The organism is Arenibaculum pallidiluteum, assembly GCF_017355985.1.
Lineage (GTDB): Bacteria > Pseudomonadota > Alphaproteobacteria > Azospirillales > Azospirillaceae > Arenibaculum > Arenibaculum pallidiluteum.
Genome location: NZ_JAFIQU010000023.1, coordinates 21,554 through 47,743, shown reverse-complemented (window position 1 = coordinate 47,743; position 26,190 = coordinate 21,554). Strand labels below are relative to the sequence as shown.

Sequence of the window (26,190 nt, the reverse complement as noted above, 5' to 3'; positions counted from 1 at the left end):
AGGATCCAGTGTCTCCTGGTCCACACCAAGCACGGCCGTTGTGCCGATGACCGCGCAGGATTGAGGACTGGAGAGCTCCTCCCTACGGCGGGGAAGCGACGAGCAATGTGCCTTTCATGAAACGCTGTTCGGCGAATCAGCGCCGCCTCGAAGGCCGTTCCATTCCGGCACCTGCTGGTCCTGAGCCAGCCTGAGGCGCCGCCACTCGAGGCCCGAGAACACCTCCTCTGCCGTTGCCGCGCCGGCGAGTGGCAGCGCCGCCGAGGCCTCCCGTCGAAACCGCGCTTGGAGACCGGAATCCGCGAGCCATGCGTCCTGCCACCATGCGACGACTCGAGATCTCGCCTCGGCCAGCGCGCGAGCGGACGGCAATCGGTCCCGCTTCTGACGCTGGTTAACTCGACGGCTGGCAGGAAGCAGGTTCCACAGGTCGCCGCATGGCCAAGCGGACCAAGGAAGACAGTGGTCGATATCCAATGCGGACATTGGAACGACATCCCCGGACCAGACGCAGGCGAGGGGCCGGCCTGACCTGGTGATGCGCCGGGCTGCCAACTTGGCCAACCCTGTGTCACGCACCGGGTCTTGCCAGGTCAGCGCCGATTCGACTTCGCCTGGCGCAACAGGCCGTCCCATCCGTTCGCCGTAGCCGCGCACGAGGCGTGCCCACTCGGCCACAAGAACAGGCTCGACCCATGCCGATAGCCTCTGGAGCGAGCGCCAGAGATGACCCGGCACGCGCAAGCTGCCCATGCTGCCCAGCGTGGCCGCGTCCAGGACGAGCTCGCCCTTCGCGGGAGCGATCCGAGACAAGCGCGGTACGAACACCTGCCCGCCGCCATTCGGATAGCGGGTATGATGGGCCGGCATGCGCGCGATCGTGTCGCGCGCCTCGCGCAAGGCAGTCGCGACTGCGTCGGCGCGCTCGCCGGAGAATACGGCTCCGATCCGGATGTCCGAGGCCATGACACCAAGGGGGTGCAGCGAGCGGAATCCCGGGCCGCAGAACCCGAGCCGGTGGAGCCCGTCGTTGCCAGGCGCCTGCGGCAGCCGCGCTGTGAGGAGGGGGAGATAAGCCTGCAGCCAATGCAGCGCGACAGCTCCCAGCGGCACCTCGACCGCATCCTCGCCTGGCGCCTCCGACACGAGGCCGGAAGCTGTGTCGGCAACCCGTGCGACAGCGCGCAGCAAGGCAAGCTTGTAGGTCGAGGACTTGCTGTCGTTGAGAATGATGCCACGGAGCAGGGCGAGTGAGCCCGATCCATCATCGGGCATGCGTAGGCAGACGGAGGTCCAGCGTACATCCGACCTGCCGAGGCAGTCGGCCTCCTGGGACACCCTGACGACGGACAGCCCGTGGTCCTGTGCCAAGGCCTCGATCTCGCCAAGTGGAGCCGGCCACATCCTGCGCTCGGGATCGCCGGGGCCATTGCGCAAGGTCATGAGCAGCAGGCCGCCCGGCTTCAGGAGCGCGGCTATCTTCCTGAAGGCGCGAGGGCGCTCGTCTGGGGCAACATGCATCCATACGGCACTCAACAGCACGAGATCGAACGACAGTCCCAGCCGTTGGACGGCTCTCAGATCCGGCAGTGTATCGTCGACCCATCGCACCGGCACGTCTGGACGGAGACGGCAGGCCTCCGCTCTCATGCCGGCCGAGGGCTCGACGGCCACCGTGTCGTAGCCGCACGAGGCTAACCACGCGGCATCACGCCCGGTCCCCGCACCGATGTCGAGGGCGAGCCCCGGGCCGCGCCGGATAAAGGGAACGAACGGGGCGAGAACATCGTCGGCGGACACGGTCTCGTAGCTGCCGGCAAGGCGGCTAGCGAGGCGATCATAGGCGGCGACGATATCCTGGGCTGATGTCACGCGATGGCCTTGAAGCGCTCGAAACGCATAGCCAGCCTGTCGCGATCCGGCATGTCCTGCGCCCTGACCGGCGTCCGGAGCCGACCGCCATGCTGGCGCTTGAGGGCTTCGAGCATTGGGCCGTCGTTCTGGTCCATCAGTCTTGGCGAGACGTGGATCCCCAGGTCCGGATCGATGCCAATCAGGTGCGCGTCGAAGGCGGCATGGTGGATCTTCGACAGGGGTATGCCGTTGCGCACCACGGGTTGCCCCAACAGCTCGTGCGTGTCCGACACAATGTGGGCTGCGTCCAGCAGAAGCGGCTCCGGGAGGCCGGAGAGGGCGCACCTTCCCTGGTATGCCGTGATGACGGCTTCGCGAAATGAGGCTTGGTGGAGCCGTTGCTTCACCTGGCGCAAGGCGTAGCGGCGCTCTGCTACCGTCTCAGGGGGCGCCAAGGATCTCTGCTCCGGAGGACTGAAGGCCACGCGGGCCTTCAGCGATACTGCGTCCCAGCCCGTGATGAAGGTCGGCAGTAGCGCTTGGTAGCGTCCCGGCGCGATTCCGAGGAAGTAGATGAGCGGAACTTGGTTCTCATAGGCGTCGCGAAGCCACCGGTTATCCGCGGCTTCTGGATTCCGCCCCATGAAAGCGTACTCGACCGCCTCGTCACCGTCATAGATCTGACGGTGCACATCGCGCTGGTCGTCGTACCAGACTCGACCGCCGGGTTTCGGGAATACGGTCTTGATCGAAAGCAGGAAGCGCGCTTGCCGCGGCTTGAATATCCCGCGCTGCGGATTGATCAGCGGGACGCGTTCGCCGCGGTGGGTGAACCCCGGCGCAAGATCAGTATGCGTGAGATATGCATGCGACTCCGAGAGACGGCGGACATGCTCGAAAGCCGCCATCCTCAAAGCTGTGTCAGGCGCAGGCTCATCCATCGCGGGCAGGCATCCACATCCAGGTCCGGCGATGGTGCCACGAGACCGCGGTAGGTGGGAGAGCCCACGGAGGCATGATCATAAAATGTGTCCTTTCGGGCTTCAGGACCGCTCACTGTGCGTAACTGCAGCTAGTCGCCTCGCAAAAGATTGCGAAGAACTGCCGAGGTGCCGGAGGCGAGGCCCGATAAATTCACGACTTACGCCAGTCCGTTCGGATCGGCTACGGCGTGCCACACACCTTTTGGCGGTCACCGCGCCGGACGGACCCAGCGTCGCTGCGAGTCTTCAGTCCGCCTGACCTGAGCACCACCAGACCCACCCGGGAGGCCGGGCGTATAGCCCGCTGCCTTGCCGTACGGGTTCCTGTCGACGTAGTGGACGGCTACGACTTCCGGTGCCTTTGCCCCGACGGCGATGGAACAGAAGATCACGTCTCCGGCCTGCAGGTCATCCTGCCGGAGGTCGAGCACAGAGGCGGGAAGGAAGGCGTCCGGCGAGCCGTCGGACACCTGCACGAAGCCAAAGCCTTTCTGCGGATCGAAGAACCGAACCATGGCTTCGACGTCTGCATGAGTGACTGTGCCTATCGGAGTTCTGGATTGCTCGATGGGGTCGTTCATGAACCTGGCTTGCTGGCAAATGGATAACCGCGCCGCATGCTGGTGAACTGGAGCTGTGCAGCATGGAATGCGCGGCGATGCAGCGATCTGAGGGCAGATTGCGCCCTGACCTGTCGCAGAGGCCGAGATTAGCGAGACCGAGGGCTCCTGCCTATGCCGGCAAGGCCGGGCCCCATCAAAATCTGATGGGGGTCCTCAGTCCTTCGGCCGCTTTCGTCGTGGCAGCTCAGCGGTTCCCTCGATGACCAAGTCCGCCAGCATGTCGGCGGGGTGTGTCTCTAGGGCACGCGCCAAGTCGACCACCATCGCGAGCGAGGGGCTCGAGCGGCCACGTTCGAGGTCGCTGAGATACGGCGAGCTCATTCCGGCGCGGAACGCCAGCTCCTCCTGTGAGAGGCCTTTAGCCGTACGCAGATCACGAAGAATGGCGCCAAACTGAATGGCGATGCTGTCCATCCATGCGAATGCACGGCGTTGCAGCAGCATTCACCATAAGATATATCTTAAGTCCTGCAGGCAGACTTGATCGGCTGGTTGGTCACCCAGGCGGAAGCCGGAATGGTCCGCAGGCTGCCAAACGTTCGAAGGACACCCTCGGGTAGCAATTCATGTCGAACCCCATCGCTGAGCCCTCACCAGCGACGTCCCCGACGGACGGACGCTGTTGGTCGATCATGTCCGTTCTGTCCGAGAAATACGCGGAACTCGACGCGCGCCGGGCACAGCTTTCACAGCAAATGGCTGCACTCGACCAGGAACTGGTCTGTCTTGAAGGTGCCATGCGAGTTTTCCGCAGCGCTGACTTACGGGCATCGCAGTCACCCCCGAAACCATTTCCTTCCGTTCGGTACTGGGATTTGGCGCGTCACGAGATCAAAGAAGAAGTGATGCTAATTCTGCGCAGTGCCATCACGCCTCTGTCGACCCCCGAGCTTGCGAAAACTATCTGCACCAGACGACAAATAACCCTCTCAGGTCCTCACTTTCACAGACTTGGCCTAATGGTACTTTCCTTCCTTCGACGCTGCGAGGCGACAGGGATCGCGAGCGAGGTTGGACGCACAACCAATAACGCTGTTCTCTGGGAGTTGACATCAAAGAGTGAGAGTTGATAATTTGCGATTTTCAAGATATTTTCAGATATGTTTAAGTACATCAGGCAGCTACTTCGAGTTCTGCCTCTCGATGGATGTCCCTAGTCGCGCACAGATCGTTACGAACCATGAAGATCGTGGTCGGAACTCGATGAAGATGTTCCTGGACGATGAGCGCGATCCCGTCGGAACGGGCTGGGTCGTGGTCCGATCTGTGGCCGAGGCGATCGCCTGGGTCGAGATGCACGGGTGGCCGATCTACGTCAGCTTTGACAACGATCTAGGCGACGGTCAGGCCGAGGGCCGGAGATTCGCAGACTTCTTAATTGAGAGGGATCTCGATCACGGTGACATGCCCGAGAGTTTTGGGTTCTACGTTCATTCCCAGAATCTGGTGGCGAGGCAAGCGATTGAAGGAAAATTGCGGGCGTATTTGAGCATCAGAATGCAGCGTTGAAGGTCTCGACGCTCGCAGTGTCTCGGACCAGCTCGGTGCCAAGAATCGGAGTGGCTGGACCCGCCTGCCCCCGGGTGCCCACAGGTCCCCTCGCTTCCTGTCCCAGCCCGCCTGCGCGCTCGAAAGCGCGCGGGCTGGGCACAGTCCGCTCGGCGCTGCGCGCCTGTGGACTCCGGGTACAGGCTAGGTTCTATGCACTTGAATACGGTTTCGCTAAACGTGAAAAGCAGCCATTTCGACCTGCCCATCGCCCTGGGGCTGCTGACGGCCATGGGCGTGCTGCCGCTGGACGAGATGACAAGCTACACCGCCCTGGGCGAGCTGGCGCTGGACGGCTCGATCCTGCCGGTGGCAGGGGTGCTGCCGGCTGCGATCGGCGCGTTGGCGCGCGGCCGGGGGCTTATCTGCCCCTCGGCCTGCGGGGCCGAGGCCGCCTGGGCGGGCGAGGGGCTGGAGGTGCTGGCGCCGGCCTCGCTGATCGCGCTGGTGAACCATTTCAAGGGAACGCAGGTCCTGTCCCCGCCGAAGGCCGAGCTGGCCGAGACGCCCGGCCGGATTCCGGACCTGCGCGACGTGCGGGGGCAGGAGACCGCGAAGCGCGCGCTCGAGGTCGCGGCGGCAGGTGCCCATAATCTGCTGATGACCGGCCCGCCGGGCAGCGGCAAGTCCATGCTCGCCCAACGCCTGCCGGGCCTTCTGCCGCCGATGGAGCCCGCCGAGGCGCTGGAGGTCTCCATGATCCACAGCGTGGCCGGCCGGCTGGAGGGCGGGCGGCTGCTGCGCCGCCGGCCCTTCCGCGACCCCCATCACGGGGCCTCGCTGCCCGCCCTGGTCGGCGGCGGCGCGAGGGCCAGGCCCGGCGAGATCAGCCTCGCCCATGGCGGGGTGCTGTTCCTGGACGAGCTTCCGGAATTCCCGCGCCAGACGCTGGAAGCGCTGCGCCAGCCGCTGGAAACCGGCACGGTCACCATCGCCCGGGCCGCCGCCCATGTGACCTATCCCGCCCGCTTCCAGCTCGTCGCGGCCATGAATCCCTGCCGGTGCGGGCATCTGGACGACCCGGCCCACGCCTGCGCGCGGGCGCCGAAATGCGCGGTCGACTACCAGGCCAAGATCAGCGGCCCGCTGCTGGACCGCATCGACCTGCATGTGGACGTGCCGGCGGTCGCCGTCGCCGACCTGTCGCTGCCCGCGGCCGGGGAGGGCACGGCCGAGGTGGCCGCCCGGGTCGCGGCGGCCCGCGAGATCCAGCACGGCCGCGCCCGCGAGCTGGCCCGGGATGCCGGCGAGGGCGCCACGGCCCCGCGCAGCAATGCCGAGCTGTCGGGCGCGCTGCTGGAGGCCGCGGCCACGCCGGACGAGCCCGGCAGGCACCTGCTGGTCGAGGCGGCCGAACGCTTCGGCCTCTCGGCCCGGGGCTACCATCGCGTGCTGAAGGTCGCGCGCACCCTGGCCGACCTCGACGGCGGGGGCGGCGTGCGCCGCGCCCATGTCGCCGAGGCGCTGTCCTACCGGCGCATGGAGCCCACGGCCTGAGGCTCCGCGAGTCCTCCGGGCATGCCGTCGCCCCCTTTCGCCGACGCCCCGCCACCGCGCCGTGCATGCGATCTGGGTCCTTCTGCTGTTCACACTCCGTCGGAGCATGGAAGACACGTCATCGGCACGGCGAGGGGACCCGCAGATGAGTCAGGACAACCAGGGGCGCAAACTCGGTCACGAGACGCGGATCGACGACGACAGGGGCGTTCAGCCGCGGTGGAAGATCATCGGGCCCGGCCTCGTCGTGGCGGCCACCGGTGTCGGCGCGGCCGACATGGTGGCCACGCTGACGGCCGGTTCGCGGTACGGCTACGGCCTGCTATGGGCCATCGTCGTCGGCGTGATCCTCAAGATCGTCCTGGTGGAGGGCGCGGGCCGCTACACGCTGGCGACGGGCTACACGATCTTCGAAGGCTGGCGCTCGCTGGGCCGCTGGACCACCTGGTACTTCGGGCCCTACATCATCATCTGGGGTTTGGTCTACGGCGCTTCCGCCATGTCGTCGACGGCGCTGCCCCTGGCCGCGCTGTTCCCGGCAATCGACCTGAAGGTCTGGGCGATCCTGATGGGCCTGGCCGGCTTCGTCATGGTCTGGTTCAACAGATACGCGACCTTCGAGAAGATCACGGCCGTCCTCGTGGGGGTGATGTTCGTCACCATCATCCTCCTGGCGGCGATCGCCCTGCCCAATCTTCCCGAGATGCTCGGCGGCCTCGTGCCCATCATCCCGGAGGGCGGTCTGCTGTACACGCTGGCCCTGGCCGGCGGCGTCGGCGGCACGATCACGCTGGCCGCCTACGGCTACTGGCTTCGTGAGAAGGGCTGGTACACGCCGAAGTGGATGCGGGTCATGCGCATCGACAACACCATGGCCTATGTCCTGACCGGCGTCTTCGTGATCTCGATGCTGATCGTCGGCGTCGAGGTCGTGCAGGCCGCGGGCGTCGCCCTGAGCGCCGGTGACGAGGGCCTCCTGGACCTGGCCGAGGTGCTGAAGGACCGCTACGGCACCGTGATCGGCAATGCCTTCCTGGTCGGCTTTTGGGCCGCCGCCTTCTCCTCCGTGATCGGCGTGTGGAACGGCGTCTCGCTGATGTTCGCCGACTTCTGGGGCAACATGCGCGGCATCGGCTCGGACCACCCGGACACCCGGGTCGGGGGCAAGTATTTCAAGTTCTACCTGATATGGCTGACCTTCCCGCCGATGCTCCTGCTGTTCCTGGACCGGCCGATCGGCCTGATCCTCGCCTATGGGGCGCTCGGAGCGCTGTTCATGCCGTTCCTGGCAATCACCCTGCTGGGGCTGCTCAACGGCCGGCGCATTCCTAAGGAGTGGTCGAACAGGCTGCACACCAACATCGCGCTGGGGATCACCGCCCTGCTGTTCCTGGTGCTGGGCATCCAGCAGCTCTGGAGCGCCATCGCCCCCGCCTTCGGCTGACACGCCGCGAGTGGCCCTGGCCCCGGCGGGCGTCGACCGCCATGATGGCGGCCCGAGAAAGCCGCCCGCCGGAGAACCCCGAGACGCCATGAAGACGAGCCTTCTGTCCTGGCAGGCCTGGGCGCTGCTGTCCGCAGCCTTCGCCGCCCTGACCGCGATCCTCGCCAAGCTCGGCGTCGCCGGCGTGAACCCGGACTATGCGACCTTCCTGCGCACGGTCGTGGTGGTGCTGGTCCTGGGCGCGATCGTCGCCGGCACGGGGCAGTGGCAGCCGCCCGCAACCGTCCCGCCGCGCACGCTCCTTTTCCTGGCGCTGTCCGGGCTCGCCACGGGCGCGTCCTGGCTCTGCTACTTCCGGGCGCTGAGCCTGGGCGACGCCGCGCGGGTCGCGCCGATCGACAAGCTCAGCGTGGTGCTCGTCGCGGTCTTCGGCGCGACGCTGCTGGGCGAGCGGCTGTCCCTGGTCAACTGGATCGGCGTCGGCGCCGTGGCGCTGGGCACGATGCTGGTTGCGCATCGGGGCTGAGGGAGACCGACCGGGGCCGACCCGGGAGACCGGTCGGACGGGGCAGGGGCCGCCGGGACCGGTGCATTGGGGTGAGGCTCGTCGTCGGGGATCCCGGCGGGCGGGCGGGCCGTGCTAGACCCCCGGCATGTCCATCCCCGCCCGGCTGCACATTCTGTCGATCGTCGTGGCGACCGCGCTGCCTGCGCTGCTGGCAGGCCCGGCGCCGGTGGCCGCGCCCGCCGCGGACGGAGGCAGGCCGCGGGAGTTTGTGATGCCGCCGGCCGGGCCCGCCGGCGAGCCGCCGCCCCGGGCGGCGCCACGGGCGCGGGTCGAGACCTCCATGCCGGGGGCCGACGCAGCGGCGGACCAGCCCTTCGCGATCGCCTGCACGGCCGAGGAGGCGGCCTTGATCGAGCCGCGCGGGAACGCGCCGCGCGCGGCGCCCCGCTGCCCCGAAGGCGCCTTCACCGTCCTGGCCGAGGAGCCCTGAGCCCCGGAGGGCGTTCGTCCGGACGCCCAGGCGCCCCGTGTCAGTCGCGGGGCCGTTGCAGCATGGGGCCGAGCGGCCGGCCGCCGAGCACGTGCAGGTGCAGGTGCGGTACGTCCTGGTGGCCGTCGCGCCCGGTGTTGGCGAGCACCCGATAGCCGGTCTCGGCAAGGCCGGCTTCGCGCGCGACGCGGCCGACCATGCGGGTCAGCGCCGCTTGCTCGGCGTCGGTCGCCCGGGCCGAGAAGTCGTCCCAGGACAGGTAGGCGCCTTTCGGGATCACCAGCACATGGACCGGCGCCTGCGGGTTGATGTCGTGGAAGGCCAGGGTGTGCTCGTCCTCGGCGACCTTCTTGCAGGGGATCTCCCCGCGCAGGATCCGGGCGAACACGTTGTTCGGGTCGTACATCAGCTCGCTCCCCCGTGCTTGCGCGCCTTCTTCTCGTCGATGCCGCTGGTGCCCTCGCGCCGGGCCAGGATCGCCCAGACATCCCCGGGCACGACCCCGCACTGCGCCCAGAGCACCATCAGGTGATAGAGAAGATCCGCGGATTCCTCGGCCAGCTTCGCGGGATCGCCGCGCATGGCCTCGATCACCGCCTCGACCGCCTCCTCGCCGAGCTTCTGGGCGATCTTGGGCGTGCCCTTGTGGAACAGCTTGGCGGTGTAGGACGTCTCGGGATCGGCGCCGCGCCGCGAGGCGACGGTGGCGAACAGCCGCTCCAGCACTTCGGCCCGGGGGACCTCGGCCCGGGGGCCGGCGGGGTTCTCAGCCATGCTCGCTCATCCGCATCGGTATGCCCGCCGCGGCCATGTGGGCCTTGGCCTGGCGGATCGAGAAGATCCCGAAATGGAAGATCGAGGCGGCGAGCACCGCCGTGGCCCCGCCGTCGCGGACGCCCTCGACCAGGTGCTCCAGCGTGCCGACGCCGCCCGAGGCGATCACCGGCAACCGCACGGCGTCAGAAACCGCCCGGGTCAGCCCGATGTCGAAGCCGCTGCGCGTACCGTCCCGGTCCATGGAGGTCAGGAGGATCTCGCCGGCGCCGAGCTCGGCCATGCGGCGCGCCCAGTCGATGGCGTCCAGCCCCGTGGGCTTGCGCCCGCCATGGGTGAAGATCTCCCACTTGCCGGGGCCGGTGGCCTTGGCGTCGACCGCAACCACCACGCATTGGCTGCCGAACTTCTCGGCGGCCTCGCGCACGAAGTCCGGGCGGTTCACCGCCGCCGTGTTGATGGAGACCTTGTCGGCGCCGGCCAGCAGCAGCCGGCGGATGTCCTCGACCGTCCGGACGCCGCCGCCCACGGTGAGCGGCATGAAGACCTGCTCGGCGGTCCGGCGAACCACGTCGTACAGCGTGTCGCGCCCCTCGTGCGAGGCGGCGATGTCCAGAAAGGTCAGCTCGTCCGCGCCCTCGCGGTCGTAGAGCCGGGCCTGCTCGACAGGGTCGCCGGCATCCACGAGGTCGACGAAGTTCACGCCCTTCACCACCCGGCCGTCCTTGACGTCCAGGCAGGGGATCAGCCGCATCTTCATCATGGCGCCGGGCTCCCAAGGATCTGGAGCGCGGCGGCGGGATCGATGCGCCCGTCATAGAGCGCGCGCCCGCAGATCACGCCCTCGATGCCCGCGGATTCCTGCGCCTTGAGAAGCCGCAGGTCGTCCAGGCTGGACACCCCGCCCGAGGCGATCACCGGCGTCGTCAGCGCGAAGGCGAGGTCGGTGGTCGCCTCGACATTGACGCCGCGCAACGCGCCGTCGCGGTCGATGTCGGTGTAGACGATGGCCGCGACGCCCGCGTCCTCGAAGCGCATGGCGAGGTCCAGCGCCCGGATCTCCGAGGTCTCGGCCCAGCCCTCGACCGCCACGAAGCCGTTGCGCGCATCGATGCCCACCACGATCCTGCCCGGGAACCGGCGGCAGGCTTCCCTGACCAGGGCGGGATCGCGCAGCGCCACCGTGCCGAGGATCACGCGCCGCACGCCGTGGCCGAGCCAGGCCTCGATGGTCGCCATGTCGCGGATGCCGCCGCCGAGCTGTACCGGCAGGTCCGTGGCGGCAAGGATCGCCTCGACCGCCGCGGCGTTCTTCGGCCGGCCCGCGAAGGCCCCGTCCAGGTCGACCAGATGCAGCCAGCGGAAGCCCTGCGCCTGGAACGAGCGGGCCTGGTCTGCGGGATCGGTGTTGAAGACCGTGGCCTGGTCCATCTCGCCCCTCAGCAGGCGAACGCAGGCGCCCTCCTTCAGGTCGATGGCGGGGTAGAGGATCATGGGATCTGTCCGGACGGGTGGCTTTCGGGCGGCTCGGTGGCCGTCAGGTCCTTGTAGTAGAAATGACCGGTGACGTACCGGCCTTCCACCAGGGCGTAGTGGGGGTGCGTTCCGAAGCGGATGAAGCCCAGTCGCTCGTAGAGCGCCAGCGCCGCCGTCTGGGTCTCGCGGACATCGAGGTTCAGCACCTTGAAGCCGGCCTCGCGGGCCGCGGTCTCCACCGCGACGGTCAGCGCGCGCGCGATGCCGTGGCCGCGCGCCCAGGGGGCGACGAAGCTGGTGGTGAGCTGCGCCGTGTGGGCCTGCGCCTCGTTGTTGCGCGGCGGCCGGACGAGCTGGGCCGAGCCGCAGATCATCCCGTCGAGCCGGGCCACGAACAGCGTGCGCTCGGGCACCAGCAGCACCCCGCGCCAGTAGCGCTCCATCACCTCGCGCGGGGGCGGGACCAGCCAGCCGAAGCCGCCGCCATGGCGGATCGCCTCCTCGGCGGCGTCGCACAGCGCCTCCAGGTCCGAGGGCCGGAGCTTCTCCGCCTTCTGGACCAGGACGCCGCGCCGCAGCTCGCTCACGGCCGCCACCGCAGGAAGTTGGCGATCAGCGTCAGGCCGGTCGACTGGCTCTTCTCGGGGTGGAACTGGGCGCCGACCATGTTGTCGCGCCCGATCACGGCGGTGACGAGGCCGCCATAATCGACATGGGCCAGCAGGTGCCCGGGATCGGCCACGGCATAGCGGTAGCTGTGCACGAAATAGGCGTGGGCCCCCGGGGGGAGACCCGCGAGGACGGGGTGGTCCGGCCGGTCCAGGACCAAGTCGTTCCAGCCCATCTGCGGGATCTTCAGGGAAGGGTCGGCGGGCTCCAGCGGCACCACCTCGCCGGGGATCCAGCCGAGCCCGTCATGGGTCCCGTGCTCGAGCCCGCGCGAGGCCATGAGCTGCATCCCCACGCAGATCCCGAAGAACGGCACGCCGCGGCGGAGCACGGCTTCGCCGATCGCCTCGACCATGCCGGGGACGGCCGCGAGGCCGCGCATGCAGTCGGCGAAGGCGCCCTGGCCGGGGAGCACGATGCGGTCGGCGCGCCGGACGCGCTCGGCGTCGGCGGTGACCTCGACGGGGCCGCCGGCGCCGGTCTCGGCGACGGCGCGCTCGAAGGCTTTGGCGGCGGAGCGGAGATTGCCCGATCCGTAGTCGACGACGGCGATGGTCATGGCGCCCTCAGAGCGAGCCGCCGAGGACGCCCTTGGTCGAGGGCACGGCATCGGCCTTCCGCGGATCGATCTCGACTGCCGCGCGCAGCGCACGCGCAAGCGCTTTGAAGCAGCTCTCGACGATGTGGTGGTTGTTCTCGCCGTAGAGCGTCTCGACGTGCAGCGTGGCGCCGGCGGCGACCGCGAAGGCCTGGAACCACTCGCGGAACAGCTCGGTGTCCATCTCGCCGATCTTGTCGCGCGTGAAGGCGACCTTCCAGACGAGATAGGGCCGGTTCGACAGGTCGATGGCGACGCGGGTCAGCGTCTCGTCCATGGGGATCAGCGCGTCGCCGTAGCGGCGGATCCCGCGGCGGTCGCCCAGCGCCTGCGAGATGGCGGTGCCGATCGCGATGCCGCTGTCCTCGGTCGTGTGGTGGAAGTCGATGTGCAGGTCGCCCTCGGCCCGCACGCGCAGGTCGATCAGCCCGTGCCGCGAGAGCTGCTCGAGCATGTGGTCGAGGAAGCCGACGCCGGTCTTGACGTCGTAGGCGCCCGCGCCGTCGAGGTCGAGTTCGACCGCGATGCGCGTCTCGGTCGTCGCGCGCTCGAGCTTGGCGCGGCGCGCTGGGGTCTTCGGGGCTGCGTCCATGCGCGCTTTCTAGCAGAACATCCGGGCGAGGCGCCAGCGGAAGGGTTCCGGTGCCGCCGGGGCGGACGCGCATGGACCGCCGTCCTTGACCCGCCACCTCCGCCGGCCAACATGTCGGGGATCCCAGAAGGCGGCGAGGTCCCGTTCCCCCACCATGAGTTCCAACGATCCCATCCAATGGCACGGCACCACGATCCTTTCGGTCCGCAAGGACGGCAAGGTCGTGATCGCGGGCGACGGCCAGGTCTCCATGGGCCAGACCGTGATGAAGTCCAATGCGCGCAAGGTGCGCCGCCTGGCCGGCGGTGGCGTGATGGCCGGCTTCGCCGGCGCCACGGCCGACGCGCTGACCCTTTTCGAGCGGCTCGAGGCCAAGCTCGAGCAGTACCCGAACCAGCTGACCCGCGCCTGTGTCGAGATGGCGAAGGACTGGCGCACCGACCGCTACCTGCGCCGGCTGGAAGCCATGATGGCCGTCTCCGACGCCCAGGTCAGCCTAGTGCTGACCGGCAATGGCGACGTGCTGGAGCCCGAGGACGGGCTGATCGGCATCGGGTCCGGCGGCGCCTTCGCGCTGGCGGCCGCCCGCGCGCTGATCGACCGGCCCGACATGGACGCCGAGGCGATCGCCCGGCGCGCGCTGAAGATCGCCGCCGGAATCTGCGTCTACACCAACGAGAACCTGACCGTGGAGGTGCTGGAGGCGTGAGCCCCGGCGCCATTGAGAGAAGAGCCATGATCGCCACCGCCGCCTTCAGCCCGCGCGAGATCGTCTCGGAGCTGGACCGCCACATCGTCGGCCAGCACGAGGCCAAGCGCGCGGTCGCCATCGCGCTGCGCAACCGCTGGCGCCGCCAGCAGCTCCCCGAGGCCCTGCGCGAGGAGGTGCTGCCCAAGAACATCCTGATGATCGGCCCGACCGGCGTCGGCAAGACCGAGATCGCGCGCCGCCTGGCCAAGCTGGCCCAGGCGCCGTTCCTGAAGGTCGAGGCGACCAAGTTCACCGAGGTCGGCTATGTCGGCCGCGACGTCGAGCAGATCGTGCGCGATCTCCTGGACATCGCCATCGGCCTGACCCGCGAGCGCATGCGCAAGGAGGTCGAGGCCAAGGCCGAGCTGCGCGCCGAGGAGCGGGTCCTGGACGCGCTGGTGGGCGAGGGCGCCTCGGCCGAGACGCGCCAGAAGTTCCGCAAGATGCTGCGCGAGGGCTCGCTGAACGACCGCGAGATCGAGATCCAGGTTCAGGACAGTGGCGCGGGCGCGCTGCCGACCTTCGAGATCCCCGGCATGCCCGGTGCGCAGATGGGCATGGTCAACCTGCAGGAGATGCTGGGCAAGGCCTTTGGCGGCCGAACCAAGCCGCGCCGCCTGACCGTGGCCGAGAGCCACAAGGTCCTGATCGCCGAGGAGAGCGACAAGCTCCTGGACCAGGAAAAGGTCATCGCTGCCGCCATCGAGGCGACCGAGCAGAACGGCATCGTCTTCCTGGACGAGATCGACAAGATCACCGCCCGGTCCGAGCAGCGCGGCGGGGGAGACGTCAGCCGCGAGGGCGTGCAGCGCGACCTGCTGCCGCTGATCGAGGGCACGACCGTGAACACCCGCCACGGGCCCGTGAAGACCGACCACATCCTGTTCATCGCCTCGGGCGCCTTCCACCTGGCCAAGCCGTCGGACCTGCTGCCCGAGCTGCAGGGCCGCCTGCCTATCCGGGTCGAGCTGAAGGCGCTGACGCGCGAGGACTTCCGCCGGATCCTCACCGAGCCGGAGGCGAGCCTGCTGCGCCAGTACAAGGCGCTGATGGCAACCGAGCAGGTGACGCTGGACTTCACCGAGGAGGCGATCGACGAGCTCGCGCGGCTTGCCGCCGAGATCAACGGCACGGTGGAGAACATCGGCGCGCGGCGCCTGCACACCGTGCTGGAGCGCCTGCTGGAGGAGATCAGCTTCACGGCCTCGGACAATTCCGGACAGACCGTGGTGATCGACGGCGAGCTGGTGCGCCGCCGGGTGGCCGAGCTCGCCCGGAACAGCGACCTCAGCCGCTTCATCCTGTAGCGCGGGCCCGGGCAGGGCGACGGGACGGCCGCCATGGTCGCCGAGGTCATCGTCGCCGAGGTCATGGACGCGCTGGCCTGGATCGAGGCGGCGGGTCCCGTCGCCGCCCTGCGCCGCTCGCAATACGTCTATGCCCTGGTCAGCGCGGTGCACATCCTCGGGCTCGGCCTTCTGGTGGGCTCCATCGCCGTCGTCGACCTGCGCGTCGCCGGGATCCTTCGTCCTGCCCTCTGGCGCGAGGGGATCGCCGAGCTCGTCCCGCTCGCGCGGGCGGGATTCGGCCTGGCCGCGGTCACCGGCATCGTCCTGTTCTCGACCCAGGCGACGGAGTACGCGAGGAACCCTGCCTTCCTCACGAAGCTCGGTCTGATCGCGCTGGCGCTGGCCAATGTCGCGGCCTTCCATGCCGCGCTGCGCCGCCATCCCGCGGCCGGGCGGCCTGATGCCCGCCTCAGGGCCGGGGCCTGGGGATCGCTGACGCTCTGGACCGGCACGGTCCTGGCCGGCCGGCTGATCGGCTTCCTGTAGGAAAGCGGCAGGGCTGGCGGCGCGTCAGGCCGGCTTGGCCTCGGCTGTCCAGATGGGGTTCTTCAGCTTGCCCAGCAGCTCGGCATGGGCGGCAAGCTCCGCCTCGGTGGGAGCGTGAGGCCGCGGCGGCCGGGCGATGCGGGTGATCGTGACGGCGGCGGCGCTCTCGCCGTCGCTGCGCGCGGCGCCCAGCACCAGATCGGGCTGGCGGCCTCCGCGCAGCTCCAGATAGACCTCGCCCAGCAGCTGGGCGTCGAGCAGCGCGCCGTGCAGCACGCGGTTCGAGTTGTCGATGCCGTAGCGCCGGCACAGCGCGTCCAGGCTGGCCGGTGCGCCCGGGAACATGCGCCGGGCCATGCCGACGGTGTCGAGCGCGCGCGCCATGGGCATGGCCGGCAGGCCGAGCCGCACGAGCTCCGCGTTCAGGAAGTTCATGTCGAAGGCGGCGTTGTGGATCACCAGCGGATCGCCGCCGATGAACTCCAGGAAATCGCCCACGACCTCGGAGAAGACCGGCTCCTTCATCAGGCGCTCGGTGGTCAGCCCGTGCACCGCCACCGCCTCGGCCGGAACGTCCCGCTCGGGATTGATGTAGCGGTGGAAATGCACGCCGGTGGGAATGTGGTTGATCAGCTCGACGCAGCCGATCTCCACGATCCGGTGGCCCTGCAGCGGGTCGAAGCCCGTGGTCTCGGTGTCGAGCGCGATCTCACGCATGAATCGGACGCCATCCCGGCCGGCGGGGTAGGAAGGAAGGGGGCGGCCAGGCCCGGCCGCGCCGCCGCGCCAGCAGTGTGACGATCCGCTTCAGCGCCTTCAAGGTCGCAGAGCGCCCGAGCCCCGTCTGCACGACGAAATCCGCGCGCCGGCGCTTTTCCGCATCGGGCATCTGGCGCGCCAGGATGGCTCGGAACTTCGCTTCGGTCATGCCGGGGCGCGCCAGCACCCGCGCGCGCTGCACCGCGAAGGGGGCCGAGACCACGGCGACGACGTCGACCCGGCCTTCGGAGCCGCTCTCGAAGAGCAGCGGGATGTCCAGCACCGCGATGCGCACGCCCCGGCGCGCGCTGCGCGCGAGAAAGCGGATCTGGGAGGCGCGGACCCGCGGGTGCAGGATCGCCTCGAGGCGCTTCAGCGCGGCCGCATCGCCGAAGACGCTGGCGCCCAGCGCCGCGCGGTCCACCGCGCCGTCGCGCACGGATCCCGGAAAAGCCGCGCCGACGGCAGCGACGGCAGCGCCGCCGCGCGCCATGAGGGCATGCACCACCGCGTCGGAGTCGTGCACGGGGCAGCCCAGGCGGCGCAGCATGCGTGCCGCCGTGGTCTTTCCCATGCCGATCGAGCCCGTGAGGCCCAGGACGATCACGTCGTCTCCAGAACGAAGGCGCGCAGCGCCGGCGTCACCTCGGGCCGGCGGCCGAACCAGGCCTCGAAGCCGGGCCGGGCCTGGTGCAGCAGCATGCCGAGCCCGTCCACGACGGGATTGCCCCGGGCGCGGGCTGCCGCCAGAAGCGGCGTCTCCAGCGGGGTGTAGACGATGTCGGTGACGACGGCATCCGGGGGCAGGGCGCCCAGCCCGATGTCCAGCGGCGGGTGGCCCGCCATGCCCTGGCTCGTGGTGTTGACCACGAGCGCCGCGCCGTCGAGCGCGGCAGGCCGCGCCTCCCACGGCAGGACGCGGACCGGACCGCCGAGCTCGTCCGCGAGGCGGTCCGCCCGGTCGGCGGTGCGGTTCAGCAGCCGGATCTCCGGCGCGCCGGCATCGGCGAGCGCCACCAGGATCGCGCGGGCGGCGCCGCCCGCGCCGAGCACGACCGCCGGGCCCGCAACGGCCCGCCATCCCGGCGCGCCGGCCCGCAGGTTCTCGATGAAGCCGAAGCCGTCCGTGTTGCGCCCCTCCAGCGTGCCGTCGGGCAGCACGACGATCGTGTTCACCGCCCCGATGCGCCGGGCCGCGGGCTCGACCCGGTCGAGCGCAGCCACCACCGCCTCCTTGTGGGGGATCGTCACGTTCGCCCCGCGCAGACCCAGCGCCGGCAGGGCGCGGACGGCCTGTTCGATCCGGTCGGGCGGCACAGCCAGCGGGACGTACGCCCCATCGATGCCGTACTCGCGCAGCCAGAAGCCGTGCAGGCGGGGCGACCGGCTGTGGCCCACGGGCCACCCCATCACGCCGGCCACCAGCGCCTTTCCGGAGGGGAGCATGCCGTACGGGCTCATGACGGCAGCGCCCCGCGGATCCGCAGGAAGTCCAGGAGCGGCAGCAGCGGCAGACCCAAGATCGTGAAGTGGTCGCCCTGGATGCGCGCGAAGAGCTGGGCGCCCAGCCCCTCGACCTGGTAGGCGCCGACGGAGCCCAGCACCGCCTCGCCAGCCCGGTCCAGATAGGTTTCCAGGAACTCCGGCGAGAACCGGCGCATGGTCATCTGCGCGGCCTCGGAATGGTGCCAGAGCCGCTGCCCGTCCTGGACGACGACCACGCAGGAGACCAGGCGGTGCCGGCGGCCCGCCAGCGCCAGGAGCTGCTGGCGCGCGGCCTCGCGGTCGACGGGCTTGTCGAACCAGGCGCCCTCGCATTCCAGCATCTGGTCGGCGCCGATCACCAGCGCGCCGGGATGGCGGGGCGAGATGCGCTGGGCCTTGAGCTCGGCCAGGGCTTCCGCGACCTCGCCGGCCTCCATCCCCGCGGCCTTGCAGGAGAGCTTCACCTCCTCCTCGTCGACGGCGGGAACGGCGCGCTCGGCCGCGACGCCGGCCCGCTCCAGCATGGCGGCGCGCGTGGCCGAGCCCGAGGCCAGGACGATGCGAGGAGTCACCACGACACCTCGACGCTTGAGGCGGGATTGCGGCGCGCCAGCAGCATCAGGATCTCGGCCGCCGTCTCCTCGATCGAGCGGCGGGACACGTCGATCACCGGCCAGCCCTTGCGGCTGTACAGACGCCGCGCCTCGGTCACTTCGGCGCGCACGACCTCGGGGTCGACGTAGCTCGTGTCCTCGGTCTGGTTCAGGAGGCGCAGGCGATTGCGCCGGATCTGGATCAGCCGGTCCGGGTCCTTGGTCAGGCCCACGAAGAGCGGCTTGGTCATCTGGTCGATCTCGGGCGGCAGGGGGCAGCCCGGCACGAAGGGGATGTTGGCGGCCTTCACCCCGCGGTTCGCGAGATAGATGCAGGTCGGCGTCTTGGAGGTGCGCGAGACGCCGACCAGGATCACGTCGGCCTCGTGAAGATCCCAGGTCGCCTGTCCGTCGTCGTGGGACAGCGCGAAGTCCATCGCGTCCATGCGCCCGAAATACTCGGCGTCGAGGATGTGCTGGCGGCCGGGCTGGCCATGGCTCTCCAGCCCGAGATAGGCCGCAAGCGCGTTGATCAGCGGGTCGAGCACGGGGATGCAGGGGACCTGCAGTTCCCGGCAGATCTCCTGAAGGCGGCGCCGCAGGGACTCGTCCACCAGGGTGAACATCACCAGGCCCGGATTGTCCTTGATTCCCTCGATGACCATCTCGAGCTGCCGCGGCGTTCGGACCAGGTTCCAGAAGTGCTCGATGGGCTTCACCTCGTCGAACTGGGCGACGCAGGCTCGGGCCACGCTGTTGATGGTCTCGCCCGTGGCATCGGACACGAGATGCAGGTGGAACTGCTTCAGGATCGCGCTCATTCCCCAGCCCCTTGTGGATCAATGGGATTCGCCGGTGGACGAATCGCCCTGGCGCGGCGCGGTCCCGGATGCGTCCCCAGTCGCTCCCGGATTCCGCGCAGCGCCGGAAAAGAATCTGCCGCCGCTTCGGAAACCGCGGAAGGGCGTCGGCCGGGCCGGGGTTATCCACATTTTCCCCGAAACCGGATTCCTCATAGCATCGCGGGCCCCCGGCCGTTAAGCGCGTCGTCGGTCCACACCCCGGCGACGACGGTCCCCGTGCCTGTGGATCGAATCCGCGTCAGCGGGGATTCCCGATATCCACAGGCACCCACACCTCCTACAACCCTTTTCAAGATCATTTACCTATGTGTAGAAGCAGGGCGTTCCCGCCCGAGGAGACCGGCTTGTCGACCCAAGGAAAGCTCTTCCTGCGCGCCCTTTCCGGCGAGACCTGCGAGCGGCCGCCGTTCTGGCTGATGCGCCAGGCGGGCCGGTACTTGCCGGAGTACCGGGCGACGCGGGCGCAGGCCGGAAGCTTCCTGGACCTCTGCTACAATCCCGAGCTCGCGGTCGAGGTGACGCTGCAGCCGCTGCGCCGGTACGGCATGGATGCGGCAATCCTGTTCAGCGACATCCTCGTCGTGCCGCACGCTCTGGGCCAGAAGCTCGATTACCTCGAGGGGGAAGGGCCCAAGCTCGACCCCGTGCGCAGCGCGGGCGAGCTGAACAGGCTGTCGGGGGCGCATCTGCGCGAGCGTCTGGCGCCGGTCTACGAGACGGTGCGGCGCCTTTCCTCCGCGATTCCGGAGACGACGGCGCTGATCGGCTTTGCGGGGTCGCCGTGGACCGTCGCCGCCTACATGGTCGAAGGCGGCGGGTCGAAGGAGTTCGCGCAGGTCAAGTCCTGGGCCTATCGCGACCCCGCCGGGTTCGGGGCGCTGATCGATCTCGTCGTCGATGCGACGGCCGAGCATCTCGGTGCCCAGATCGAAGCCGGCGCCGAGGCGGTCCAGCTCTTCGACAGCTGGGCGGGCGTGCTGCCGGCGCCGGAGTTCCGGCGCTGGGTGATTGAGCCGACCCGGCGCATCGTGGCGCGGCTGAAGGAGCGGCATCCGGGAGTGCCGGTGATCGGCTTCCCGCGGCAGGCGGGCGTGCTCTACGCGGACTACGCCGTGGAGGCCGGGGTCGACGCGCTGGGCCTCGACACCGCGGTGCCGGTCGACTGGGCGGCGCTGGCCCTGCAGACGAAGCTTCCCGTGCAGGGGAATCTGGACCCGCTGATGCTCGTCGCCGGGGGCGAGGCGCTGGCGAGCGCCGCACGCGAGATCCTGACCAAGCTCTCGGGCGGGCCCTTCGTGTTCAATCTCGGCCACGGCGTCGTCCAGCACACACCGCCCGAGCATGTGGGGCAACTGGCTGCGCTGATCCGGGCCTGGCCCACCTTGTCCGCCTGACCTGTTGTCGACCTGACCCGACCCCGCAGCCGGAACCGTCGATGGACAAGCCCAGGATCGCCGTCGTGCTCTTCAACCTCGGCGGCCCCGACCGGCTGGATGCCGTACGCCCGTTCCTGTTCAACCTCTTCGCCGATCCCGCCATCATCCGGACCCCGGCCATCCTGCGGATTCCGCTGGCCTACGCGCTGTCGCGCCGGCGCGCCAGGCAGGCGGTGCCGATCTACCGGCAGCTCGGCGGGGGCTCGCCGCTTCTCGCGAACACCGAGGCGCAGGCCCGGGCGCTGGAGGCGGCGCTGGCGGACCGCTACGACGCGCGCTGCTTCGTCGCCATGCGCTACTGGCACCCCATGAGCGACGAGACGGCCCATGCGGTGAAGGCCTTCGATCCCAAGCGGATCATCCTGCTGCCGCTGTACCCGCAGTTCTCGACGACGACGACCGCGTCGAGCATCCGGGTCTGGGACCTCGCGACGCGGGCGGCCGGGGTCGATGTGCCGACCTCGACGATCTGCTGCTATCCCACGGAGCAGGGCTTCATCGAGGCCTCGGCGAAGCTCGTGCGGGAGGCCTACGATCGCGCCAGCGCCCATGGCAGGCCCCGGGTGCTGTTCTCGGCGCACGGGCTGCCCAGGCGCGTCGTGAGGGGCGGCGATCCCTACCAGTGGCAGTGCGAGCGCACGACCGAGGCGCTGGTGGCCCGGCTCGGCATTCCGGGGCTCGACTGGACGAACTGCTACCAGAGCCGCGTCGGCCCGCTGGAATGGATCGGTCCCTCGACCGACCAGGAGATCGAGCGCGCCGGCCGCGACGGCGCGCCCGTGGTGGTGGTCCCCATCACCTTCGTCTCCGAGCACTCCGAAACGCTGGTGGAGATCGAGATCGAGTACCGGCACCTTGCGCAGACGCATGGCGTGCCATGGTTCGAGCGGGTGCCCGCCGTCGGGGCGGAGCCCGCCTTCATCCAGGGACTGGCGGCCCTGGTCGGGCGCACGGCCGAGACGGCCTGTGGCGTGTGCAGCGAGCGCGGGGGCCAGCTGTGCCCGGCCGGCTGGCGCGGCTGTCCGCAGGCGGCATAACCAAGGGGGCAAGCGTGCTGGACAATCCCGATCTCTACAACTGGATCAAGGCGCTGCACGTGATCAGCATCATCGCCTGGATGGCGGGGCTGCTGTACCTGCCGCGGCTGTACGTCTATCATTCCGTGGCCGCCAAGGGATCCGAGGCGTCCGAGACGTTCAAGGTGATGGAGCGGCGCCTGCTGCGGGCGATCATGACGCCGGCCATGGGCGCGACCTACGGCTTCGGGATCGTGCTACTGGTCCTGGAGCCGGCATGGCTCACCATGGGCTGGTTGCACGCGAAGATCCTGCTGGTCCTGCTGCTGACGGGCGCTCACCACTTCATGGGGCGCTGGCGGCGCGAGTTCGCCGAGGACCGCAGCACCCGCAGCCAGCGCTTCTTCCGGATCGTGAACGAGGTCCCGACGCTGCTGATGATCGGGATCGTGGTGCTGGTGATCGTGAAGCCCTTCTGACGGGGTGCCGAGGCCCGGGGCCCTGCGCCCAAGCGTTCGGTCACTGCGGTGGGGCGCCTTCGCGCCCCCTTCATCCTGCCGCGGCGATCTGGCCCCGCGATTTGTTTGACTTGAACGCCACCATCGGGTAACCATCTGGCGTCCGAAAGGTCACTCCCTGAGAATCAGCATTCCTGCTCCGGCACCCTTCCCCAGGGTGCCGTCGGTGGCCCGGACCCGATCCCACGACATTGCGCCGGCCCGCCGCGCGGCCCGCACCGCCCCCACAGGGACCCATGAACCTCAACGAACTGAAGTGCAAGACCCCCGCTGAACTCCTGGCCTTCGCCGAGGAGCTGCAGATCGAGAATGCCAGCAGCCTGCGCAAGCAGGACATGATGTTTGCGATCCTGAAGCAGCTCGCAGAGAACGAGGTTCCGATCTTCGGCGACGGCGTGCTCGAGATCCTTCAGGACGGGTTCGGCTTCCTGCGCTCTCCCGAGGCCAACTACCTGCCGGGGCCTGACGACATCTACGTGAGCCCCAGCCAGGTCCGCCGCTTCGGCCTGCGCACGGGCGACACGGTCGAGGGGCAGATCCGCGCCCCCAAGGACGGCGAGCGGTACTTCGCCCTTCTCAAGGTCAACACGATCAACTTCGATGCGCCGGACAAGGTCCGCCACCGCATCAACTTCGACAACCTGACGCCGCTCTATCCCGAAGAGAAGCTGCGCATGGAGGTCGAGGACCCCACCAAGAAGAACTTCACCGGCCGCATCATCGACCTGGTCTCCCCGCTGGGCAAAGGGCAGCGCGCCCTGATCGTGGCGCCGCCGCGCACCGGCAAGACGGTGATGCTGCAGAACATCGCGCACTCCATCGCGACCAACCACCCCGAGTGCTACCTGATCGTGCTGCTGATCGACGAGCGGCCCGAGGAGGTCACCGACATGGCGCGCAGCGTGCGCGGCGAGGTGATCAGCTCGACCTTCGACGAGCCTGCCGCACGCCACGTCCAGGTCGCCGAGATGGTGATCGAGAAGGCCAAGCGCCTGGTCGAGCACAAGCGCGACGTGGTTATCCTGCTGGACTCGATCACGCGCCTCGCGCGTGCCTACAACACGGTCGTGCCGAGTTCGGGCAAGGTGCTGACCGGCGGTGTCGACGCGAACGCGCTGCAGCGCCCGAAGCGCTTCTTCGGCGCCGCGCGCAACATCGAGGAGGGCGGCTCGCTGACGATCATCGCGACCGCGCTGATCGATACCGGCTCGCGCATGGACGAGGTGATCTTCGAGGAGTTCAAGGGCACCGGCAACTCCGAGATCATCCTGGACCGCAAGCTTTCGGACCGCAGGACCTTCCCCGCGATCGACATCACGAAGTCCGGCACCCGCAAGGAGGAGCTGCTGGTCGACCGCGGCACGATCTCGAAGATGTGGGTCCTGCGGCGCATCCTGATGCCCATGGGTCCGACGGACGCGGTCGACTTCCTGCTGGACAAGCTCAAGCACACGAAGACGAACGCCGACTTCTTCGACAGTATGAACCAGTAGTCCCGCGGGGTGCCCGGGCCCGCGGAACGGCGCGGGCCCGCCTGCCCTGCTAGCTCGCCGCGACCAGGCGCGAGGCCGGCAGCGCCACCGTGACGGTCGTGCCGCGTCCGGGTTCGCTGGCGATCGAGAGCCTGCCGCCGTGGAGCTGCACGAGGGAGCGCACGATGGCGAGGCCCAGCCCGGTGCCGGAATCGGCCAGGCGGCGGGTGTGGCTCGCCTGGGTGAAGGGCTCCAGGATGCGCGGCAGGTCCTGAGCCGGGATCCCTATGCCGGTGTCCTCGACCTCGATCACGGGGCCGGCCTCCGCCAGGTGGAGCCGCAATGCGATGCGGCCGCCCTCCGGCGTGAACTTCACGGCGTTGGACAGCAGGTTCACGACGATCTGGCGCAGTGCGCGCTCGTCGCCGATGAAGGCGGGCACGGGCCCGGCCTCCACGTCGATGTGCACGTTCTTGCGGGTCGCCGTCTCCGAGACGAAGCGGAGCGACCGGGACAGGATCCGGGCGAGATCGAGCGCATGCTCGTCGAGTTCGAAGCGCTCGGCCTCGATCTTGGCGAGATCCAGAAGGTCGTTGATGAGCTCCAGCAGGTGCCCGGCGCTGGCCCGGATGTCGCCGGCATAGGCGAGGTAGCGGTCCGATCCCAGCGGCCCGTTGAGCTGGAGCTGGAGCAGCTCCGAGAAGCCCAGGATCGCGTTCAGCGGCGTGCGCAGCTCGTGGCTCATATGGGCCAGGAACTTCGACTTCGCGCGGTTGGAGCGCTCGGCCTCCTCGCGGGCTAGTTCCAGCTCCTGCTCGCGCAGCTTCTGGTCCGTGATGTCCTGCAGGATCCCCAGCGAGCGGATCGTGCGGCCGGCCGCGTCGACGACGTATTCCGACTTCTCGCGGACGTAGCGCAGCGTCCCCGAGGGCAGGACCAGGCGCAGCTCGATGTCGTAGGTCTCCCCCGTGGCCAGCCCGCGCCGGACGGCGACGCGATAGCGCTCGCGGTCCTCGGGGTGCATGCGCTCCATCAGCGCGGGCGTCGTGCCGAGCCGCGCGATGTAGTCCTCGGGCGTTGTCTCGTGGATCGCTGCCAGCTCGTCCGAGCAGTGCAGGCATCGGTCCTCGGTCTCGTCCCAGACCCAGTAGCCGAGCTTCGCCATGGCGGCCGCATGGCGAAGCAGCGTCTCGCGCTCGACCAGCTCGGCCTCGCGCCGCTTGAGGTCCGTGACGTCGGAGCGCACGAGGGCGGTGTAGCCTTCGGAGGTCCGGGCCTCGCGGATCAGGAACCAGTGGTCGCCGCTGGCTTCGACCAGGACCGGCGTTCCATCGGCTTGGCGGTGGCGTTCCATGCGCTGGGACAGCCAGGCCTCGACGCCGTCCGGCATCTTGGCGGGGCCCCGGGCGCCGCCGAGGATGCGGCGCTGGAGGGATTCGAAGCTGCTGCCCACCAACGCGTCGGGAGGCGTGTCGTAGACGCTCGCGAAGGCGCGATTGCACAGCGCCAGCCGGTCTTCCGGGTCGAACAGGGCGAAGGCCTCGGTGCTGACGTCCAGCGCCTCGCGCAGGCGACGCTGCATCAGCCGCGCCGCCGGCAGCTCCTGGATCATGGTGATCCAGAGAATGCGTCCGGTACCGGGTTCGGTATGGAAGAAGACCGAGACCTCGGCCATGAAGGTGCTGCCGTCACCGCGCACGAAGCACCGCTCGGAGCGGTAGGGTTTCCGCCTGCCGGACAGCGCCTCGGCGCGCTTCGCGAGAACGGCCTCGGCATCCTCCTCGGTCACCAGGTCGCGGTACCGGGTTCCCGCCAGCGGCCCGGGCCGGGCGAACAGCGCCTCGGCATGAGCGTTCGCATGCAGGATCAGGTCGCCGTCCTCGTCGACCGTCAGGATGCCGATGGAAGCGCCCTGGAGCAGGGCGGCGAGGTGGGGCCGCGTGGTCAGCTGGGGCGCGGGCGCCTGGGCGGGCGGCTCGATATCCATGCCGGTCCCGAACAGGCGCGCGACGCGCCCCTCGCGGTCCTGCACGGGAACCAGGACGACGCGCCACCGACGCCCGCCCGTCGGGAAATCGATCCGCGCCTCGAACTCGACCCGCCGCGCCGAGGCGGCGCAGCGTGCGGCCTGCTCGTCGAGCAGCGCCGCATCGTCCACGGGAAGCAGGTCGCCCCAGCGCCGGCCGGGACCCGCGGCGCGGTCCAGCCCGGCCAGCATCCCGAGCCGGGCGTTCCATCCCGCCAGGACCGTCCCGCCTTCCGGTAGCACGTCGAGCGCGAAGGCCGCGGAGCCGTTCGCCTCGAGGAGCTCGTGCAGCTCGTCTGTCGTGCAGTTGGCGAGCATGCCGCGCCGGACGATCCCGTTCATGACCCGGCCGTCACGCTAGCACGGCCAGGAAACCGGCG

28 protein-coding genes and 1 pseudogene are annotated in these 26,190 nt (G+C 69.3%); 12 read left to right on the top strand and 17 right to left on the bottom strand.

The genetic code is table 11. The features are described 5' to 3' along the window. Positions 1 to 114: 114 nt before the first annotated feature. From JUB13_RS32165 to JUB13_RS28385, 4 genes are all read right to left on the bottom strand, one after another. The gene (locus JUB13_RS32165) at positions 115 to 1,872 is read right to left on the bottom strand and encodes a methyltransferase domain-containing protein (protein ID WP_207485423.1); all 1,758 of its coding nucleotides are present in this window, start codon (positions 1,870 to 1,872) and stop codon (positions 115 to 117) included. Further along, positions 1,869 to 2,795 carry an HNH endonuclease gene (locus JUB13_RS28395; RefSeq protein WP_207485421.1) on the bottom strand — a complete coding sequence of 309 codons (927 nt, stop codon included), beginning with the start codon at positions 2,793 to 2,795 and terminating at the stop codon, positions 1,869 to 1,871. Before JUB13_RS28395 ends, JUB13_RS32165 begins: the two co-directional genes overlap by 4 nt. 251 nt (positions 2,796 to 3,046) lie before the next feature. Continuing rightward, positions 3,047 to 3,418 carry a cold-shock protein gene (locus tag JUB13_RS28390; RefSeq protein WP_207485419.1) on the bottom strand — a complete coding sequence of 124 codons (372 nt, stop codon included), beginning with the start codon at positions 3,416 to 3,418 and terminating at the stop codon, positions 3,047 to 3,049. Between the two features lie 195 nt (positions 3,419 to 3,613). Continuing rightward, positions 3,614 to 3,874 carry a helix-turn-helix domain-containing protein gene (locus JUB13_RS28385; RefSeq protein ID WP_207485417.1) on the bottom strand — a complete coding sequence of 87 codons (261 nt, stop codon included), beginning with the start codon at positions 3,872 to 3,874 and terminating at the stop codon, positions 3,614 to 3,616. Positions 3,875 to 4,663: 789 nt separating this feature from the next. Here JUB13_RS28385 and JUB13_RS28380 point away from each other — a divergent pair. The 5 genes and pseudogenes from JUB13_RS28380 to JUB13_RS28360 all read left to right on the top strand — a co-directional run bounded on the left by JUB13_RS28380 (position 4,664) and on the right by JUB13_RS28360 (position 8,947). Then, the gene (locus JUB13_RS28380; RefSeq protein ID WP_207485415.1) at positions 4,664 to 4,969 is read left to right on the top strand and encodes a cyclic-phosphate processing receiver domain-containing protein; all 306 of its coding nucleotides are present in this window, start codon (positions 4,664 to 4,666) and stop codon (positions 4,967 to 4,969) included. 50 nt (positions 4,970 to 5,019) lie between these two features. Then, positions 5,020 to 6,505, top strand: a pseudogene (locus JUB13_RS28375) (YifB family Mg chelatase-like AAA ATPase). Between the two features lie 145 nt (positions 6,506 to 6,650). Beyond that, positions 6,651 to 7,949, top strand: a complete 1,299-nt coding sequence (locus JUB13_RS28370) for an Nramp family divalent metal transporter (protein ID WP_207485410.1) — start codon at positions 6,651 to 6,653, stop codon at positions 7,947 to 7,949. A gap of 88 nt (positions 7,950 to 8,037) precedes the next feature. After that, the gene (locus JUB13_RS28365; protein WP_207485408.1) at positions 8,038 to 8,475 is read left to right on the top strand and encodes an EamA family transporter; all 438 of its coding nucleotides are present in this window, start codon (positions 8,038 to 8,040) and stop codon (positions 8,473 to 8,475) included. Between the two features lie 127 nt (positions 8,476 to 8,602). Next, positions 8,603 to 8,947, top strand: a complete 345-nt coding sequence (locus JUB13_RS28360) for a hypothetical protein (RefSeq protein WP_207485406.1) — start codon at positions 8,603 to 8,605, stop codon at positions 8,945 to 8,947. A gap of 40 nt (positions 8,948 to 8,987) precedes the next feature. On the opposite strand, the gene JUB13_RS28355 is transcribed toward JUB13_RS28360, so the two are convergent. The 7 genes from JUB13_RS28355 to hisB are packed head-to-tail and all read right to left on the bottom strand — an operon-like array spanning position 8,988 to position 13,056. Next, on the bottom strand, positions 8,988 to 9,356 hold the full coding sequence (locus tag JUB13_RS28355) for a histidine triad nucleotide-binding protein (protein WP_456237121.1): 369 nt from the start codon (positions 9,354 to 9,356) through the stop codon (positions 8,988 to 8,990). Beyond that, on the bottom strand, positions 9,353 to 9,721 hold the full coding sequence (locus JUB13_RS28350) for a phosphoribosyl-ATP diphosphatase (RefSeq protein ID WP_207485402.1): 369 nt from the start codon (positions 9,719 to 9,721) through the stop codon (positions 9,353 to 9,355). Before JUB13_RS28350 ends, JUB13_RS28355 begins: the two co-directional genes overlap by 4 nt. Next, on the bottom strand, positions 9,714 to 10,484 hold the full coding sequence (gene hisF / locus JUB13_RS28345; RefSeq protein ID WP_207485400.1) for an imidazole glycerol phosphate synthase subunit HisF: 771 nt from the start codon (positions 10,482 to 10,484) through the stop codon (positions 9,714 to 9,716). The genes JUB13_RS28350 and hisF overlap by 8 nt, the downstream gene beginning before the upstream one ends. Then, positions 10,481 to 11,215, bottom strand: coding sequence for a 1-(5-phosphoribosyl)-5-[(5-phosphoribosylamino)methylideneamino]imidazole-4-carboxamide isomerase (gene hisA / locus JUB13_RS28340; protein WP_207485398.1), 735 nt, complete (start codon positions 11,213 to 11,215; stop codon positions 10,481 to 10,483). Before hisA ends, hisF begins: the two co-directional genes overlap by 4 nt. Next, positions 11,212 to 11,784 (bottom strand): GNAT family N-acetyltransferase, encoded by a 573-nt coding sequence (locus tag JUB13_RS28335; protein ID WP_207485396.1) that lies wholly within the window; start codon positions 11,782 to 11,784, stop codon positions 11,212 to 11,214. The genes hisA and JUB13_RS28335 overlap by 4 nt, the downstream gene beginning before the upstream one ends. Then, positions 11,781 to 12,425, bottom strand: a complete 645-nt coding sequence (gene hisH / locus JUB13_RS28330) for an imidazole glycerol phosphate synthase subunit HisH (RefSeq protein ID WP_207485394.1) — start codon at positions 12,423 to 12,425, stop codon at positions 11,781 to 11,783. Before hisH ends, JUB13_RS28335 begins: the two co-directional genes overlap by 4 nt. Positions 12,426 to 12,432: 7 nt before the next feature. Beyond that, positions 12,433 to 13,056, bottom strand: a complete 624-nt coding sequence (gene hisB / locus JUB13_RS28325; protein WP_207485392.1) for an imidazoleglycerol-phosphate dehydratase HisB — start codon at positions 13,054 to 13,056, stop codon at positions 12,433 to 12,435. A 154-nt stretch (positions 13,057 to 13,210) separates the two neighbouring features. Between hisB and hslV the strand changes: the two genes are divergently transcribed. The 3 genes from hslV to JUB13_RS28310 are packed head-to-tail and all read left to right on the top strand — an operon-like array spanning position 13,211 to position 15,642. Further along, positions 13,211 to 13,765 (top strand): ATP-dependent protease subunit HslV, encoded by a 555-nt coding sequence (hslV, locus tag JUB13_RS28320; protein ID WP_207485390.1) that lies wholly within the window; start codon positions 13,211 to 13,213, stop codon positions 13,763 to 13,765. 26 nt (positions 13,766 to 13,791) lie between these two features. Beyond that, positions 13,792 to 15,114 carry an ATP-dependent protease ATPase subunit HslU gene (hslU, locus tag JUB13_RS28315; RefSeq protein ID WP_207485388.1) on the top strand — a complete coding sequence of 441 codons (1,323 nt, stop codon included), beginning with the start codon at positions 13,792 to 13,794 and terminating at the stop codon, positions 15,112 to 15,114. Between the two features lie 33 nt (positions 15,115 to 15,147). Beyond that, the gene (locus JUB13_RS28310) at positions 15,148 to 15,642 is read left to right on the top strand and encodes a hypothetical protein (RefSeq protein WP_207485386.1); all 495 of its coding nucleotides are present in this window, start codon (positions 15,148 to 15,150) and stop codon (positions 15,640 to 15,642) included. Between the two features lie 24 nt (positions 15,643 to 15,666). On the opposite strand, the gene dnaQ is transcribed toward JUB13_RS28310, so the two are convergent. Genes dnaQ through JUB13_RS28285 form a run of 5 tightly spaced genes read right to left on the bottom strand, consistent with a single transcriptional unit; the run spans position 15,667 to position 19,288 of the window. Beyond that, entirely contained in the window at positions 15,667 to 16,359 is a 693-nt protein-coding gene (gene dnaQ, locus JUB13_RS28305) for a DNA polymerase III subunit epsilon (protein ID WP_207485384.1), read from the bottom strand. Beyond that, entirely contained in the window at positions 16,352 to 17,008 is a 657-nt protein-coding gene (gene coaE, locus JUB13_RS28300; protein WP_207485382.1) for a dephospho-CoA kinase, read from the bottom strand. Before coaE ends, dnaQ begins: the two co-directional genes overlap by 8 nt. Next, entirely contained in the window at positions 17,005 to 17,847 is an 843-nt protein-coding gene (locus JUB13_RS28295; RefSeq protein ID WP_207485380.1) for a shikimate dehydrogenase, read from the bottom strand. Before JUB13_RS28295 ends, coaE begins: the two co-directional genes overlap by 4 nt. 11 nt (positions 17,848 to 17,858) lie before the next feature. Next, positions 17,859 to 18,461: a Maf family protein gene (locus JUB13_RS28290; protein WP_207485377.1), complete on the bottom strand. Its 603-nt coding sequence runs from the start codon at positions 18,459 to 18,461 to the stop codon at positions 17,859 to 17,861. Next, positions 18,455 to 19,288, bottom strand: coding sequence for a pyruvate, water dikinase regulatory protein (locus JUB13_RS28285; RefSeq protein WP_207485451.1), 834 nt, complete (start codon positions 19,286 to 19,288; stop codon positions 18,455 to 18,457). The genes JUB13_RS28290 and JUB13_RS28285 overlap by 7 nt, the downstream gene beginning before the upstream one ends. A gap of 359 nt (positions 19,289 to 19,647) precedes the next feature. Here JUB13_RS28285 and hemE point away from each other — a divergent pair, with 359 nt between their 5' ends. The 4 genes from hemE (at position 19,648) to rho (ending at position 23,805) form a co-directional block, all read left to right on the top strand. After that, positions 19,648 to 20,736: a uroporphyrinogen decarboxylase gene (hemE, locus tag JUB13_RS28280; protein WP_207485375.1), complete on the top strand. Its 1,089-nt coding sequence runs from the start codon at positions 19,648 to 19,650 to the stop codon at positions 20,734 to 20,736. Positions 20,737 to 20,777: 41 nt separating this feature from the next. After that, positions 20,778 to 21,815 carry a ferrochelatase gene (gene hemH, locus JUB13_RS28275; RefSeq protein WP_207485373.1) on the top strand — a complete coding sequence of 346 codons (1,038 nt, stop codon included), beginning with the start codon at positions 20,778 to 20,780 and terminating at the stop codon, positions 21,813 to 21,815. Between the two features lie 14 nt (positions 21,816 to 21,829). After that, on the top strand, positions 21,830 to 22,273 hold the full coding sequence (hemJ, locus tag JUB13_RS28270) for a protoporphyrinogen oxidase HemJ (protein WP_328703042.1): 444 nt from the start codon (positions 21,830 to 21,832) through the stop codon (positions 22,271 to 22,273). A gap of 275 nt (positions 22,274 to 22,548) precedes the next feature. Next, positions 22,549 to 23,805 (top strand): transcription termination factor Rho, encoded by a 1,257-nt coding sequence (gene rho, locus JUB13_RS28265; RefSeq protein ID WP_207485371.1) that lies wholly within the window; start codon positions 22,549 to 22,551, stop codon positions 23,803 to 23,805. A gap of 49 nt (positions 23,806 to 23,854) precedes the next feature. Here the strand turns inward: rho and JUB13_RS28260 are convergent, their stop codons facing one another. After that, on the bottom strand, positions 23,855 to 26,152 hold the full coding sequence (locus JUB13_RS28260) for a PAS domain-containing sensor histidine kinase (protein WP_207485369.1): 2,298 nt from the start codon (positions 26,150 to 26,152) through the stop codon (positions 23,855 to 23,857). Between the last annotated feature and the right edge of the window lie 38 nt (positions 26,153 to 26,190).